Raw genomic sequence first — 15,817 nt, 5'->3', positions numbered from 1 at the left:
TTATAAAAACAGCCCGCTATTGTCGCGGCTGGGCAGTGAGATGTCATCCACTGGGTAAGTTGGCAGAGTGGCGCAGTGGCAACTACCTTAAATGAGCAACGCTGCTACAGCGTTTCCATGGATCAGGAAGGAGAGATCGATATGCGCTATACAATCCCCGTTACTGCGATGGCTGCCTCGCTGCTGCTCGCCGCTTCATCGGCGCACGCCAATGACACGCTTGATGTAGAGATGCATAAAGTTAGCGCCGAAGGAGTTGAAGAATCCATTGGTACCGTTTCACTTGAGCAGACGGATCATGGCTTGCTGCTGACACCCTCGCTCAGTGATATGAATCCTGGCGTTTATGGTTTTCACGTACACCAAAATGCCAGCTGTGAACCTGCAGAAGACGACAACGGTGAAATGACCGCCGCGCTGTCTGCTGGTGGCCACTATGACCCTGATGATACAGGCACTCACCAAGGCCCCTATGAAGAAGGGCATTTAGGCGATCTGCCAGTGCTAACCGTCAATGATGAAGGCGAAGCCAACCTTCCTGTTTTGGCACCGCGCCTGAGCATGGACGATATGCCGGGCCGTGCGCTGATGATTCATGAAGGCGGCGATACCTACGATGATGAGCCACACCTTGGCGGTGGTGGTCCCCGTATGGCTTGCGGCGTAGTGGAGTCGTAAATTAGCCGCCGTTGTTAGCAGCCAGCATGGGCAGCCTTTGGGCTGCCCGTTTTTTTGCCTGAACCCAACTAAAGTCTAACTGTGATTTTATAGCGCTTATCTGTACATTCGCCCTGGCTTAAGAAGCACCTGTTTGCGTGCTAAAGGCATGCACGCCCATTTCCCCCTACTGCTCTAGGTACCTTAGATGATCACCTTTATCGTATCGATCCTGCTGCTGATAGCGGGCTACTTTACCTATGGGAAGTTCGTGGAGCGTGTGTTTGTGACTGATCGCAAACGACGCACACCCGCATTCACCATGCGCGACAACATCGACTATGTGCCGATGAATACGACGCGCAACTCACTTATTCAATTATTGAACATTGCCGGTGTGGGGCCTATCTTCGGGCCCATTTTAGGCGCGCTTTACGGTCCAGTGGCATTTGTCTGGATCGTGATTGGCTGCATTTTTGCCGGTGCCGTGCACGATTATCTGACGGGCATGATCTCGATCCGCAACCACGGCGCTCACCTGCCTCAGCTAGCAGGTAAATTCCTCGGCAAAGCGATGAAGCACGTCGTCAATGGTTTCGCGATTCTACTGCTTCTGCTGGTGGGCACGGTCTTTGTGACCTCGCCTGCCGCGCTGTTAGCCAATATGACTTCGCTGTCGCTTACCCTGATCATTGTTGCCATTTTTATCTACTACCTGATCGCCACGTTGTTACCGATTGATAAAGTCATTGGCCGTATCTACCCCTATTTCGGGGCACTGCTACTGTTCAGCGCTGCGGGCATTGGTATTGGCTTGATAGTGACGGGCGCACCGATCCCCGAGCTCTCGTTCCAAAACATGCACCCTGACGCCGCCCCTATTTTTCCGTTGCTGTTTTTAACCATCTCGTGCGGTGCGCTTTCCGGTTTCCATGCCACCCAAACCCCGATTATTTCGCGCACCACTCAAAACGAAACCAATGGACGCAAAATCTTTTACGGCATGATGATCACCGAAGGCATTATTGCGATGATCTGGGCAGCAGCGGCAATGAGCCTGTTTTATGGCGACCAGTCGCTTTCTGATGTGCTGGCTGCTGGCGGCCCTGCTGCGGTGGTGAGTGAAGTTTCCACTACCATGCTTGGTGCAGTTGGCGGCACGCTGGCAGTACTGGGCGTTATCGTACTACCGATTACCTCGGGCGATACCGCTTTCCGCAGTGCGCGGATGATCATCGCCGACTACATCAAGATCGATCAAAAGCCGATGTTAAAGCGTGTCATGGTCGCCCTGCCGCTGTTCGTGGTGTCCTACGGGTTAACCCATATGGACTTCACGCTACTGTGGCGCTACTTCTCCTGGGCGAACCAAACCACCGCTGTTATCGCATTGTGGGTAGGCACCATGTATTTAGTGCTGTCGCGTAAGCCTCACTGGATCACATCAGTCCCAGCAACCTTTATGACCATGGCCACCTTTACCTACCTGGCCTATGCGCCGATTGGTTTTGGCCTACCTATGCAACTAAGCTATGTAGTAGCAGCGCTTGGCACACTTATCTGCATCGCCCTGTTTATGAAACGTGTGCGTCGTTTGAGCCGCATGACTTTCGCGGTTGATGAACCTGCCGAACAGGTACTTGGTGCAGGCAAAGCGGGCGATACACTGGCGACCAGCGCTTAATGTCCTAGTGCTTGAAAAGCAATCATGTAGTATCAGAAAAGAAAACGGGCAGCCCTAAGGCTGCCCGTTTTACGTTGCATGTTTAGCTGAACTAGAACGTTAGCTAAAGGCTTGGCTAAAGAATTTTACTCTTCGCCAGCCATCTGCATTTGGCGCTGCAGGTAGTTCTGAATGCCTACCTGTTCGATCAGTTTCAGCTCAGTTTCGATGTGATCGATATGACCTTCTTCATCGGCGAGCAGATCACGGAGCATATCGCGGGTAACGTAATCTTTGACGCTTTCGCAATAAGTGATGGCTTCAATGTAGTCGTTACGGCCATCGTGCTCAATTTTAAGATCACTCTCGAGCATCTCTTTTACGTTTTCGCCAATGTAGAGTTTGCCGAGGTCTTGCAGGTTAGGCACGCCCTCCAAAAACAGAATGCGCTCGATGATTTTATCAGCGTGCTGCATCTCTTCGATGGACTCATCGTATTCCCATTTGGCTAACGCTTTCAGACCCCAATCTTTATACATTTTAGCGTGCAAAAAGTACTGATTAATCGCGACCAATTCGTTGCCAAGCGCCTTATTCAGATGCTCGAGGACTTTAATATCACCTTTCATGACGTCACCTTTTCTACTGTAATGCCGATGTTTAAGCCAATGTTTGAGCTGGCCTTTAAATAATGCGATCAAGCAGTTACGTTATTGAAGAAGTATAGACGCACATAGCTATACTCCCAGCTTTCCTGAGAGTATAGATAAAGTGTTTAAAAGTTCAAGCAAATCATATATTTGCTAACGATAACCCTAACAATAGTGATTCGCGTCACACAGCGTAAGCGAGACCCATATCGGCTTCTTGGCGTGCTTCCTGAACGGCGTCGCGGGTAATAGATTTAGCATAGCACGCGCACTTGCCGCACTGCGTTGCACAGCCGGTTGCCTCGCGTACTTCCCGCCAGCTGCGCGCTCCGTCGCTAACGTGCTGGCGAATCTGATGATCGGTTACTCCCTTGCACACACAAACGTACATGGCGACACCTCATAAAAGTCATGAGATGAATGTAAATGATTCGCATACATCTTTTCAAGTAGAAATCGCTGCTTTTTGATAGCTATTCGTCTTAACAGATACGAGAAGCACGATAACGTCTTGGCGCAACAATGTTTTTTGCAATCCATTTGACACCACGCCAGCGGGAATTATTTTTTCGGCAACACCACCGTTTGCGTGTTCGATGCAATATCCGGCCAGCTGCGCCTTTCGGGGTCGAATAGCACCCACCAGTAACCCAAACCAAACGCCAACAGCGATAGCCACGCTACGCCACAACGGATAAGGCACTGCTTTACACTCAGCGAATAGCCATCCACCGTTTGCACCCGCAGCCGCCACGCCTGCATGCCGAGTGTCATCCCACCCCGGGTCCAGGAGAAAACGAAAAACAGGGTGACAAAAAACACCAGCATGAGACGCAGACTCCAAATATCGCCGGATGTAGTGCCAACCTCTTCGGGCTGTTGGCCAAGCACATAGCGGAAAAAAACCATATGCGCGACGGTTACCGCGATCCAAATTGCGGTGACTAAGAAGCCGTCATACAGCATGGCACCCAGTCGTCGACCAAGGCCCGCTGGCCATACGCTATCCAACTGAGTAAAGCGTCGTGTTCCCATCGTTTTCTGGGCTCCTGGTTGGCCGTTGGTTGTTTTAGATAATCCTCGTCCCTAATAGCTCGCCGTTGCGGCATTAGCCATTGCGACGTAGAAAATAGATCCCTACCCCTGCACACGCCAAGGTCGGCACAAGAACAGCCCAGACGGGGGAAAAGCCAAAAATGGTCGAGGCAGGCGCCAGCAAATCCTGCACGTATTTGAAACTCAGCCCGGTCACCACGCCATAAAACACCCGGGTGCCCGCCGCAACTGTGCGCAACGGGCCAAACACGAAGGAGGCAGCAATCAGCACCAACGACCCCATGGTGAGCGGCATCAGCATCTTCTGCCAAAAATACAGCAGCGCCTGATCATTTTGCAGGCCCTGCGCCTCTAGGAATTGGGCGTAGGCCCATAGCTCGCTGGGCGCCTGGCTCTCGATATCGCGCAGTAATCTCTCCAGTTGGGTAGGAGTAAAAGCGGTATCCCACCCCATGCTTGCCGTTTGATCAGACTCGGTATGATTATCGAAAATTCGTGTCGTCGCGATGTTTTCCAATTGCCAAGCGTCGCCCTCCCACCGTGCACGCTGGGCGTGGGTAGCTTCGACGAGCTGACGGTCATCAAAACGGTAGCGGGTTAAATCTAGCACTACGTTATCCGCACGAATCGCCCCAAAACGATAAACGCTGTCGCCTTCTATCTGCCAGCCGCTGCGGCTGGTCAGCATGGCGCCTTCGCCCTGCATTTTTTCCAAGCGCCACGCTTCGGCATATTGCTCGGTGCGTGGGCTCACATACTCCGCCACCACTAGCACCACGGCAACGACCACAAGGACTGGCTTCATTACCCCCCACACAATGCGCGCCAACGAGCGGCCAGCGGCGCGCATAACGGTCAGCTCATTGCTGGAGGCCATGCTGCCCAGACCAATCAGCGCGCCAATCAATACCGCTACCGGCGCGTATTGATAGAAACGCCAAGGGGTGCGCATTAGCAGGTAAATCAGCGCATCTAGAGCCGTGTAGCCAGCCTGTACATCGCCTAAATCATCGATATAGGCAATAGTAATATCCAAGCCCAGCAGTACGAACTGAACGACGACAATGGCCGCCAGCACGTTGCGGGCAATATAACGATCGAGACGGTCAAGCACCATTAGCGCATCCCCTTACGTTGCGAGCGCCACAGCATTAGCAGCCCCAGCCCTAAGAACACTCCATGTACCGGCCATACCCCCAGCAGGCTTGACCAGGTACCGCTGCCAATCGCATCGACCGCTGCCAGCAGCAAGCTGAGATAGGCAACGTATAAAAAGACGGCGGGTAACAATTTGCCAAAGCGCCCCTGGCGAGGATTAACCCGAGAAAGCGGCTGCGCCATCAAGGCCAGCACAAACACCATAAGCGGGAGCCCTGCCCGCCACTGCCACTGGGCTTGGGCACGAGGGCTTGGGTTACTCCATAGCGCCGACGTAGTGGCGTACTCCAGTGAATCCAGCTCCTGCCTGTCACGGTTCAGCCCTAGGCGCAATGTATAACGCTCAAACGTTAGCCGCTCGGCGCTCTTATCACCCGGCGTCACCCCATAGCGCTCGCCATCATCCAGCACCAGAAAGCGGCTACCGGTTTTAAGTCGCGTTTCCTGATAGCCCGATGCGGCGCGGGTCACGTAGTCGTGGGTACCTTCGTCGCCCTGCAGGTTCTGCTCGTGTACCAACACATCCTGCATTTCCGAACCATCGCTTGAGAAGCCTCCAATGTAAGCGGTACGACCACCACCAAACTCCTGAAAGCGACCGGGTGCCAGTACGGATACATCCAGGCGGCTGCGCTGCTCTTCCAATGCGGTTTCGGTTTGCAGCGCCCCATAGGGTGTCAACCACAGGCTACAGACCCCTACCAGCACCGACACGACGCTGGCGGGCAGTAGAGTTACCTTCAATAGCCGCGTAGGGCTCATGCCACAGGCGACCATCACGGTAATTTCGCTGTTCATATAAAGCTGTCCGTAGGCCAATAAGATGCCTAGAAAGAACGACAGCGGTAAAATTAGCTCCATAAAGCCAGGCAAATGAAACACCATCAGGCTGCCTAACATGGTGACCGGGATATCACCTTCCGCCGCGTCCGAAAAATAGCGGATAAACCGGCTGCCCATAATCACCAATAGTAAAATGCCAGCGACTGCCGACATGGTGAGTAACACTTCGCGAGTTAGATACCGAAATAAAATCAACGCGCTCTCCGGCTAGTCGTACAGGATGCCATGCAATAAGTGGATGGCTTGGGTACACTAATCAAACTATCCTCAGTCCCTTTTCAAAATCAAAAGCAACGGGGCATTATCCCGAATCCCTCGATGCTTGTCTTGTTGGAGACATCATGGAATTTTCCGTTCAGACTGCTAACCCGGCCAAAACCGAAACGGCCTGCCTCTTGGTGCCGGTTTTTAAAGGTAGCGACCTTCTGCCCACCGTTGCCAAACTGGACGACGCCAGCGAGCGCCTGATTGGCCAATTGCTGGAGCGGGGCGACTTTGATGCTGCGCTTGGCAACGTACAAATGGTCCCCTTTGCGCCAGGCTTGGGTGCAGAGCGTATCTTATTGGTTGGCTTGGGTGAGCGCGAAAAATGCCAGGAAGCAGCCTTTATCAAGGCACTGGATGCTGCCATGGCAGCGCTAGTAAAACTCCCTATCGACGAAGCCAGTGTAGTATTTGGCGATGTTCCGCTCACCGACCGCGATGCGGCCTGGAAGGCGCGCAAAGTGATGGAAGCCGCTGAACGAGCCATTTATCGCTTTGATCAGTTCAAATCCTCGCCAGCCCCGGCTTTCAGCTTAACCAAGCTAACGCTATTTATCAGCGACACCGATGCGGTTGCCCAGGTCAAACAGGGCGCTCTGGTGGGCAATGCAATTGGCCAAGGCATCAATTACACCCGCACCCTGGGCAACCTGCCCGCCAATATCTGCACGCCCCGCTACTTGGCCGAGCAGGCCGAGCAGTTGGGGCGCGACTCGAAAGGCGCACTTGAGGTCGACATTCTCGATGAAGAAGCGCTGGAAGCCCTGGGCGCGGGCTCGCTGCTTTCCGTTGGTCGCGGAAGCAAAGAGCCAACACGCCTGATCGTGATGAAATATCAAGGCGCCGACAGCGCCGACGAAGCCCCGCATGTGCTGATCGGCAAAGGCATCACGTTTGATACCGGCGGCATTTCGCTCAAGCCCGGCGAAGGCATGGACGAAATGAAATTCGATATGTGCGGTGCTGCCAGCGTATTCGGCACTGTCAAAGCCGTACTGTCGATCAAGCCGAAGCTCAACCTAGTGTTTATTGTTGCCGCGGCGGAAAACATGCCTGATGGCCACGCTACCAAGCCTGGCGATATCATCAAAACTCTCAAGGGTTTGACCGTCGAAGTGCTTAATACCGACGCCGAAGGCCGCTTGGTGTTGTGCGATGCGCTGACCTATGCCGAGCGTTTCACCCCCGCCAGCGTGGTCGATATCGCCACCCTCACCGGCGCCGTCATTGTTGGCCTGGGCCACCACGCCACCGGCCTGCTCTCCAACGACGACGACCTAGCCCTTGATCTGCTGGATGCGGGCGAAGGCGCGTGGGATCGCGCCTGGCACCTGCCGTTATGGGATGAGTATCAAGAGCAGTTGGACTCTAATTTCGCCGACTTGGCGAATATTGGCGGTCGCCCGGCAGGTACGATCACGGCGGCATGTTTCCTATCGCGCTTTGCTGATCACTTCCCTTGGGCGCATCTGGATATCGCCGGTACCGCCTGGCACTCTGGCAAGCAGAAAGGTGCCACCGGACGCCCTGTCGGGCTGTTAACTCAGTACCTACTTGATCGTGAAACAGATGCCGAAGTTGAAAATAGCGACGGCTAATAGCATCACGGATCAACACGACGGGTGTTCAACGGTTGCCTTTCAGCGCGGCAACCGTTAAACCTGAATATATCAAGGTACAGCGAGCTTAAACTCGCTGAATCTTTAGCGTTTCGTCAATAACACCCAACCGCCCCTCTTACAGGGCCGGTTCAAGCGGAGAGTAACAGCCGTGCCCACTGCCAGCTTTGAAACGAGTTTTGAAACCCTGCCATCCAATCAGCCAATGGCCGATGAGATTCGCGAAAACATTCTTAAAAACCCCGGTTTTGGTCGCTACTTTACCGATCATATGGCGCATATCCGCTGGACCGGGGACGCTGACTGGCACGGCCACCAGGTGCGCCCCTACGGGCCACTAACACTCGACCCCGCCGCTTCGGTGCTGCATTACGGCCAGGAAATTTTTGAGGGTATCAAAGCCTACCGTCACGCCGACGGCTCCATCTGGACGTTCCGCCCTGAGAAAAACGCCGAACGTTTTCGTCGCAGTGCCCGCCGGTTAGCGCTACCGGAACTTTCCGACGAAGACTTCATTGGCTCGCTAAAGGCGTTGCTGGCCCAAGACCACGCCTGGGTACCCACGCCTGCCAGTGCCGCCGACGAGTGCAGCCTCTACCTGCGCCCGTTTATGATCGCTTCTGAAGCGTTCCTAGGTGTTCGCCCGTCACAAGAAGTCGATTACTACGTGATCGCCTCCCCGGCGGCGGCTTACTTTAAAGGCGGTATTGCCCCGGTATCGATCTGGCTATCTTCAAACTACAAGCGTGCTGCTGCAGGCGGCACCGGCTTTGCCAAATGTGGCGGAAACTACGCCGCTTCATTAGCGGCACAAAAAGAGGCCGAGGCTCACCAGTGTGGTCAGGTCGCCTTCCTTGATGCTGCTGAAAACAAGTGGGTCGAAGAGCTCGGCGGTATGAACCTGTTCTTCGTCTTCAACGATGGCCGATTAGTGACGCCGCGCCTAACGGACACCATTCTGGAAGGCGTGACGCGCAATTCAGTACTCACGCTGGCTAAAGATGAAGGCCTCACGCCCGAAGAGCGCCCCATCAGTATTGATGAGTGGCGTGAAGGCGCAGCGTCCGGCGAGATCACCGAAGTTTTTGCCTGCGGCACCGCAGCGGTCATCACCCCGGTGGGCGAACTGGTCACTGAGAACGAGCGTATTCGTCTCGCAGCAAGTGACGCCAATAACAACAGCAATGAGATCGCCATGCGCATCCGTACCAAACTACTCGACCTGCAATATGGCCGCAGTGAAGATAAGTACGGCTGGCTAACCCAGCTGGTTTAAGCTGCTTTAGCGTTAACGCTACCCACTCAATGCCGCCGCAACGTTTGCGGCGGCGCTGTTTATCAGCAGCACCCTTATCCGCAATCGCTGGAGCCGCCGATGGCGCGCATTGATTTCTATATTTTGCCCGATACCACGCTGGAAGCGCGCTTACAGTTTGCTTGCAAGCTTGCCGAAACCATCTGGCGCAAAGGCTATCGCTTGCATCTTCACTGCGAGGATAAAGCCCTCGCCGAGCAAGCCGACGCAGCGCTATGGAATTTTCGCCCGGACGCTTATTTACCCCACGCCCTGGAAGATAGCGAAATGGCCGCCAGCGTACCGATCACGCTAGGCTGGCAGCAGTTGCCAATCCCCGCGGAAGAGACCGCACTACTCAATTTGCACCCCGACATTCCCGACGGCGTGGAGCACTACGCGCGTATTGCCGAGATCATCAATCAACACCAACAAGTGTTGGTCGCCAAACGCGCCTGTTGGCAGCGCTATAAAGAAATGGGTTATGAAGTAGTGCCGCACAAGCTCGGTTAATAATGCTAACTCAGCGGAAGAGACTTGATATGCCTACATCACCGCTTACCCGCTACCCCTTAGCCGTCATTGTCACTGCCCAACTGTTCGGCACCTCGCTGTGGTTTAGCGTTAACGGCGTTGGCTTGGCGCTGCAGGAGGCCGTGGGCCTTAGCGAAAGCGATTTGGGTCTATTAACCATCGCCGTGCAGGCCGGGTTTATTAGCGGTACGCTGCTGATTGCCACCACTGGCCTTGCCGACCGCGTCCGTGCCAGCCACCTGTTTGCGATTTCTGCCGTGCTCGGCGCGCTGATCAACGCCGCCTTTATCGGTGTGGCCGAGAGCGTAACGCTTGCCACGGTGGCACGCTTTGCGACTGGCCTTTGTCTAGCGGGCATCTACCCGCTGGGGATGAAGCTGGTGGTGAGTTGGACACCCAGCCACGCCGGGGCGGCACTGGGCTGGCTGGTGGGTATGTTGACGCTGGGCATCGCTTCCCCTCACCTGCTGCGCGGGTTAACGCTGAACCTGCCCTGGCAGTGGCCGCTGCTGTTGGCCTCATTGTTGGCGCTGGTCGCCGCGCTGATGATTTTCAAACTGGGCGTTGGTCCTCACCTTCCGGCGACCGCCAAGAGTGGGCGCCCGTGGGCCGGGTTAGCCGCTTTCAAACAACCCCGCTTTCGTGCCGCCGCGCTGGGTTATTTCGGCCATTGTTGGGAGCTATATGCACTGTGGGCGCTGGTGCCGTTTTTGGTTGCCCGTGAACTTGAGCGTTTGGGTGCTTCAAACAGCGCCCAGCCGTGGCTGAGCTTTGCGGTGATTGCGTTGGGCTTACCCGGCTGCGTACTCGCGGGTAAATTTAGCCGTCGCATAGGCAGCGATCGAGTGGCCTGCGTGGCGTTAGCTACTTCGGGTGCACTGTGTTTGGTTTATCCTCTTTTGGGCAGCGCCTCGCCTTGGTTGTTATTGACGCTACTGGGTGTATGGGGCGTCAGCGTGATTGCCGATTCCGCCCAATTTTCAGCGCTGGCCAGCGCCACAGCACCGCCAGAGCGGTTAGGCGCGGCACTGGCGATGATGAACGCGATCGGTTTTGGGTTAACCATCCCTTCTATCGCACTGGTTACCGCGCTGTGGTCGAGCCAGTCGCTGGCGGTAATCTGGTGGCTGCTGCCGGGGCCCATTCTCGGGCTACTCGCCATGCACGGTTTCTCTTCGCATCAGTCTTCGCATCAGCACCCTGCGAAAACTGCTCGCCCTAATAATCCGACATGAGTACCACCTGACGGCTACGCCACTCCCGCGGTATACTCTTGCGCTATACATTTTTACATTTTGCACATTTCTTGCCAGCCGTGAGCCGACTCTCCATGGAAAAGACCTACCAACCCGAACAGATCGAAACCCGCTGGTACGAGCGCTGGGAAGCCGATAATCGATTCGCTCCTTCCGGCCAGGGCACGCCTTTTTCGATCATGATTCCACCACCCAATGTGACCGGCAGCCTACACATGGGCCATGCGTTCCAGGACACCATTATGGATACCCTGACGCGTTGGAAGCGGATGCAGGGTAATAACACTTTATGGCAGGTAGGCACCGATCACGCCGGTATCGCCACGCAAATGCTGGTCGAGCGCAAGATAGCTGCAGAAGAAGGCAAAACCCGCCATGACCTGGGGCGCGACGCATTCATTGACAAGGTATGGGAGTGGAAAGCAGAGTCAGGTGGCCATATTACTCGCCAGTTGCGCCGTATGGGCGCCAGCGTCGACTGGTCTCGCGAACGCTTCACCATGGACGACGGCTTCTACAAAGCAGTTCAAGAAGTATTCGTGCGTCTGCACGAAGAAAAGCTGATTTATCGTGGCAAGCGTTTGGTCAACTGGGACCCGACACTGCACACCGCCATTTCTGACTTAGAAGTGGAAAACAAAGAACAGCAGGGCAGCTTCTGGCACTTCCGCTATCCGCTAGCGGATGGCGTCAAAACCGCTGATGGCAAAGATTACGTGGTGGTCGCTACCACCCGACCGGAAACCCTGTTGGGCGATACCGGTGTGGCGGTGAATCCCGAAGACGCGCGTTACGCGTCGCTGGTCGGTAAATTTATCGAACTGCCACTGGTGGGTCGCCGTATTCCGGTCGTCGCCGACGAGCACGCCGACATGGAGAAAGGTTCCGGCTGCGTCAAGATTACCCCCGCCCACGATTTTAACGACTACGAAGTCGGCAAGCGTCAGAACCACTTACTCATCAATGTTTTCTCCAAAGACGCAACGATCCTTGAAAAAGCCGAAATCTTCGATCTTAAAGGCCAGCCCCAGCCCGACGAAGATGCCAGCCTGCCTGCCAAGTACGCCGAACTAGACAGATTCGAAGCGCGCAAGCAGATCGTTGCCGATATGGATGCCCTGGGCCTACTGGAACAGGTAGAAGCCGTTAACAATACCCTGCCCTATGGCGACCGCTCCGGCGACGTCATTGAGCCGCTGCTAACCGATCAATGGTTTGTCGCCGTGGAATCCCTCGCCAAGCCCGCCATTGAAGCGGTGGAAAACGGCAATATTCAATTTGTGCCCAAGAATTACGAAAACATGTACTTTGCCTGGATGCGCGACCTGCAGGACTGGTGTATTTCTCGCCAGCTGTGGTGGGGCCACCGCATTCCGGCTTGGTACGACCCCGAAGGCAATGTCTATGTTGCCCGTAGCGAAGAGGAAGCCCGCGAGAAACACGCGCTCGATCCCGAGTTGGTGCTTACCCAGGACGAAGACGTACTCGACACTTGGTTCAGCTCGGGCCTATGGACGTTTGGCACATTAGGCTGGCCTGAAAAAACGCCGGAACTGGAGACCTTCCATCCCTCCAGCGTGCTGGTGACCGGCTTTGACATCATCTTCTTCTGGGTTGCCCGGATGATCATGATGACGCTGAAGTTCACCGGTGAAGTCCCGTTCAAAACCGTCTATGTACATGGGTTGGTACGCGATGGCCAAGGCCAGAAAATGTCCAAATCCAAGGGCAACGTGCTCGACCCCATCGACCTGATCGACGGCATCACCCTGGATGAGTTACTCGAAAAACGCACCGGTAATATGATGCAGCCGAAACAGGCCAAAGCAATTGCCAAAGCCACTCGGGACGAGTTTAAAGACGGCATTGAAGCCCATGGCACCGATGCACTGCGCTTTACCTTCCTCTCCCAAGCGACCACCGGACGCGATATCAAGTTTGATATGAACCGCCTGGAAGGCTACCGCAATTTCTGCAATAAGCTGTGGAACGCCTCGCGCTACGTGCTAATGAACGCCGAAGGCGAAGATTGCGGTACCAGCGGTGAAGAGGTTGAGCTTTCCCTAGCTGATCGCTGGATTATCTCGCAGTTACAGAAAACCGAAGCCCAAGTCACCAAAGCAATGGATGAGTATCGCTTCGATCATGCTTCCCAGGCGCTATATGAATTTGTCTGGAACGAGTATTGCGACTGGTATTTGGAGCTTTCCAAGCCGGTACTTTGGGACGAGAATGCCAGTGCCGAAGCTAAGCGTGGAACGCGCCGCACACTGGTGCGAGTTCTGGAAACGACCCTGCGCCTTGCTCACCCGATGATGCCCTATATCACCGAAGAGATCTGGCAGCGTGTCGCACCCCTATCGGGAGCTTATATGGGCAAGGATGCATCGATCATGCATCAAGCTTGGCCGGAAACCGACGAGAGTAAAGTCGACCATCAGGCTAGCCTGGACATCGAGTGGCTAAAAGGGGTCATCATCGCTGTCCGTAACATCCGCGCTGAGATGAACATCTCGCCCGGCAAACTGCTCGACGTACTGCTGACCAAAGGCAGGCCCGAGGATGCCGAGCGCCTGGAGAGCAACCGACATTTTCTATCCAAATTGGCCAAGTTGGAAAGCGTGACCTGGCTTGAAAATCCCAACGATGCGCCGCTTTCCGCCACGCAATTAGTGGGCGATATGGAAGTGCTGGTCCCGATGGCGGACTTGATCGATAAAGATGCAGAGCTGGCACGTCTCAACAAAGAGATAGAGAAGCAGGACAAGCTCATCGGTGGCATTGAGAAAAAACTCGGGAACGACGGTTTTATCGCCAAAGCTCCCGTAGCGGTCGTCGAAAAAGAGCGCGGCAAGCTAGTCGAATTCCAAGCCACCAAGCTGCTATTGGAAGAGCAGCGAGCCAAGATCGAGGCGTTGTAAGTAAGCTCACATGATAGCTTTCAGCTAAAAGAAGGCGGTGCTGAGCAGTACCGCCGATTAACGAAAGTTATAAATGCTGTTGGGTTAGGGGCTTACGCGCTTATTAGTTCGCCTGCCACTGGACGCCCGTGCCTCCTTGACTATGTTGATAGTGATGTCGGTTAACGCTTCGTTTAACCGGCATTTTAATCACTTGGCATATTAAGGAGGATAGCCATGCGTTTCATTTCGACTCGTGTACACGGGATGGTCGATTACGCGATGGGCCTGCTACTCATCGTGGCGCCCTTCCTTTTCGGCTTCGCCACAGGGGGTGCTGCTCAGTGGGTACCGATCATTCTAGGTGTGGTGATGCTGGCCTCAGCCATCATGACGAAATATGAGCTTGGGCTTATGCACCTGATTCCCATGCCGTTACACCTCACTATGGATCTGATCAGCGGTATTCTGCTACTGGTTTCTCCTTGGCTATTCGGCTTCGCAGATATTGTATACCTGCCCCATCTCATCCTCGGTATTCTTGAGATCGGCGCCAGTCTCACCACGGAAAAGCAACCGAGAAACGTGACGGCTTCAACGAACCGCGGCTGACGACCAGCGGCCTGACGATTCCAGACATTGCCCAAGTCGTCTAGGGATGCTTGTTTCATTACCGCCCGTTAGCTTATGCGCCCGCTGCTCGATGCAGTGGGCGCTTTTCGTTAAGCGAATCCCCTCAAGCTGTTCGATAGGTATTTCTAGCTCCTTGTATTATCTCTTAACCACTTTTTCTTACGAAACGTGTAAGGTTGGTATAAGAACAGCCACTAAGTGGCATCGCCGAGCCAACAACAACACGGATTGTTCTATGCCGACACCTACTGAGGCACGATTAGAAGCGCTGACGACCGAGCTTAAACGGGCCGGGATTACGTACCGTGAGCTTTCGCCGATGGCGGATACCGGTCTAGCCCACGATCATGTATGGGTTCATCGCCACAATGGCGATGACTGGGTGGCGCGCCTGCCGAAGCAGAGTCAGATGAACCTGCCACCGGAAGAGAACCTTGCCTATCAGGCTGCCTGTTATGAGCGTTCCAGCCCTGGCGGGCATACGCCTAAACTTTATGACACCCTGCGACCAAGCGAAGCACTGCCTCGTGGCGGGCTACTGGTAGAAGCTATCCGCGGTCGCCTGGCAAAGCTGCCGGAAGACCTGGACGCCATCGCGGATGCCCTGGCCAGCTTACACAGTCAATCGCTGCCTAATGCCGCGGCGCGGCCACCACTGCTTGCCCCTGAGAACCCTTGGCTGGCGATGGTGAATGAAGTGCGCCAGCAGGCTAACTGGTTAGCCGATGCTCAGTTGGCGAGTAAAATTACTCAGCGCATAAAGCAGGAACTGGATCTGCTCCCGACCCGCTTAAGCGACGCTACGCCTACCCTGATAAGTTTTGATACCCACCCCGGCAACTTTTTAATCCGCGAAGACGGCCGCGCGGTGCTGGTGGATTTAGAGAAGTGCCGCTATGGTCTGCCGGGTATCGACCTTGCCCACACGTCGCTCTACACCTCGACCACCTGGGATCTTAATAGCCAGGCCGTGCTGTCGCTGGGGGAAGTGATTAATTTTTACCGCCGCTGGCAAGCCGCCATGGAGAAGTCGCCCGACACCGACACCCTGGTCGCCTGCCGCCGGGCGACTTGGCTATGGTCGTTGACCTGGTGTGCCAAGTGGCGCGCCCAGCATTTGAATGCCAAAGATAGCCATCAGCGCGGTGAAGACTGGTCGGCAGAACTCACCGACCCAGCGGTGATAGACCACGTACGCAATCGCGTTGAGCACTACCTCTCACTGCCGATTATTGATCACGTTCACAGCGAATTGCAGTGCTTGCAGGCCTCCCTATAACGTTTTTATCT

At 54.9% G+C, this 15,817-nt stretch carries 14 protein-coding genes; 9 read left to right on the top strand and 5 right to left on the bottom strand.

Going from position 1 to position 15,817, the window contains the following annotated elements:
• Positions 1-141 precede the first annotated feature (141 nt).
• Together sodC and ACW44H_RS02460 are read left to right on the top strand one after the other, a co-directional pair.
• Positions 142-678, top strand: coding sequence for a superoxide dismutase [Cu-Zn] SodC (sodC, locus tag ACW44H_RS02465; protein WP_457506595.1), 537 nt, complete (start codon positions 142-144; stop codon positions 676-678).
• Positions 679-865: 187 nt separating this feature from the next.
• Positions 866-2,341: a carbon starvation CstA family protein gene (locus tag ACW44H_RS02460; protein ID WP_113268545.1), complete on the top strand. Its 1,476-nt coding sequence runs from the start codon at positions 866-868 to the stop codon at positions 2,339-2,341.
• Positions 2,342-2,466: 125 nt separating this feature from the next.
• On the opposite strand, the gene bfr is transcribed toward ACW44H_RS02460, so the two are convergent.
• The 5 genes from bfr to lptF all read right to left on the bottom strand — a co-directional run bounded on the left by bfr (position 2,467) and on the right by lptF (position 6,222).
• Positions 2,467-2,949, bottom strand: coding sequence for a bacterioferritin (gene bfr, locus ACW44H_RS02455; RefSeq protein WP_113268544.1), 483 nt, complete (start codon positions 2,947-2,949; stop codon positions 2,467-2,469).
• A 205-nt stretch (positions 2,950-3,154) separates the two neighbouring features.
• The gene (locus tag ACW44H_RS02450) at positions 3,155-3,361 is read right to left on the bottom strand and encodes a (2Fe-2S)-binding protein (protein WP_008959830.1); all 207 of its coding nucleotides are present in this window, start codon (positions 3,359-3,361) and stop codon (positions 3,155-3,157) included.
• A gap of 170 nt (positions 3,362-3,531) precedes the next feature.
• Positions 3,532-4,005: an RDD family protein gene (locus ACW44H_RS02445; RefSeq protein WP_113268543.1), complete on the bottom strand. Its 474-nt coding sequence runs from the start codon at positions 4,003-4,005 to the stop codon at positions 3,532-3,534.
• A gap of 73 nt (positions 4,006-4,078) precedes the next feature.
• Entirely contained in the window at positions 4,079-5,143 is a 1,065-nt protein-coding gene (gene lptG / locus ACW44H_RS02440; protein WP_457506592.1) for an LPS export ABC transporter permease LptG, read from the bottom strand.
• Positions 5,143-6,222: an LPS export ABC transporter permease LptF gene (lptF, locus tag ACW44H_RS02435; RefSeq protein WP_457506590.1), complete on the bottom strand. Its 1,080-nt coding sequence runs from the start codon at positions 6,220-6,222 to the stop codon at positions 5,143-5,145. Before lptF ends, lptG begins: the two co-directional genes overlap by 1 nt.
• A 146-nt stretch (positions 6,223-6,368) precedes the next feature.
• Here lptF and ACW44H_RS02430 point away from each other — a divergent pair, with 146 nt between their 5' ends.
• From ACW44H_RS02430 to ACW44H_RS02400, 7 genes are all read left to right on the top strand, one after another.
• Positions 6,369-7,889 carry a leucyl aminopeptidase gene (locus ACW44H_RS02430; RefSeq protein ID WP_457506588.1) on the top strand — a complete coding sequence of 507 codons (1,521 nt, stop codon included), beginning with the start codon at positions 6,369-6,371 and terminating at the stop codon, positions 7,887-7,889.
• Between the two features lie 172 nt (positions 7,890-8,061).
• Positions 8,062-9,186, top strand: coding sequence for a branched-chain amino acid aminotransferase (locus ACW44H_RS02425; protein ID WP_457506586.1), 1,125 nt, complete (start codon positions 8,062-8,064; stop codon positions 9,184-9,186).
• Positions 9,187-9,285: 99 nt separating this feature from the next.
• Positions 9,286-9,717, top strand: coding sequence for a DNA polymerase III subunit chi (locus tag ACW44H_RS02420; protein ID WP_447043123.1), 432 nt, complete (start codon positions 9,286-9,288; stop codon positions 9,715-9,717).
• A 29-nt stretch (positions 9,718-9,746) separates the two neighbouring features.
• Positions 9,747-10,973: an MFS transporter gene (locus ACW44H_RS02415; RefSeq protein ID WP_457506584.1), complete on the top strand. Its 1,227-nt coding sequence runs from the start codon at positions 9,747-9,749 to the stop codon at positions 10,971-10,973.
• Between the two features lie 95 nt (positions 10,974-11,068).
• Entirely contained in the window at positions 11,069-13,915 is a 2,847-nt protein-coding gene (locus ACW44H_RS02410) for a valine--tRNA ligase (protein WP_457506583.1), read from the top strand.
• Between the two features lie 216 nt (positions 13,916-14,131).
• Positions 14,132-14,506: an SPW repeat domain-containing protein gene (locus ACW44H_RS02405; RefSeq protein WP_457506581.1), complete on the top strand. Its 375-nt coding sequence runs from the start codon at positions 14,132-14,134 to the stop codon at positions 14,504-14,506.
• 256 nt (positions 14,507-14,762) lie between these two features.
• Positions 14,763-15,806, top strand: coding sequence for an aminoglycoside phosphotransferase family protein (locus ACW44H_RS02400; RefSeq protein ID WP_457506579.1), 1,044 nt, complete (start codon positions 14,763-14,765; stop codon positions 15,804-15,806).
• Positions 15,807-15,817: the final 11 nt, after the last annotated feature.

It is taken from the genome of Vreelandella sulfidaeris Esulfide1, assembly GCF_054072535.1.
This window is presented reverse-complemented; position numbering and strand designations above follow the sequence as displayed.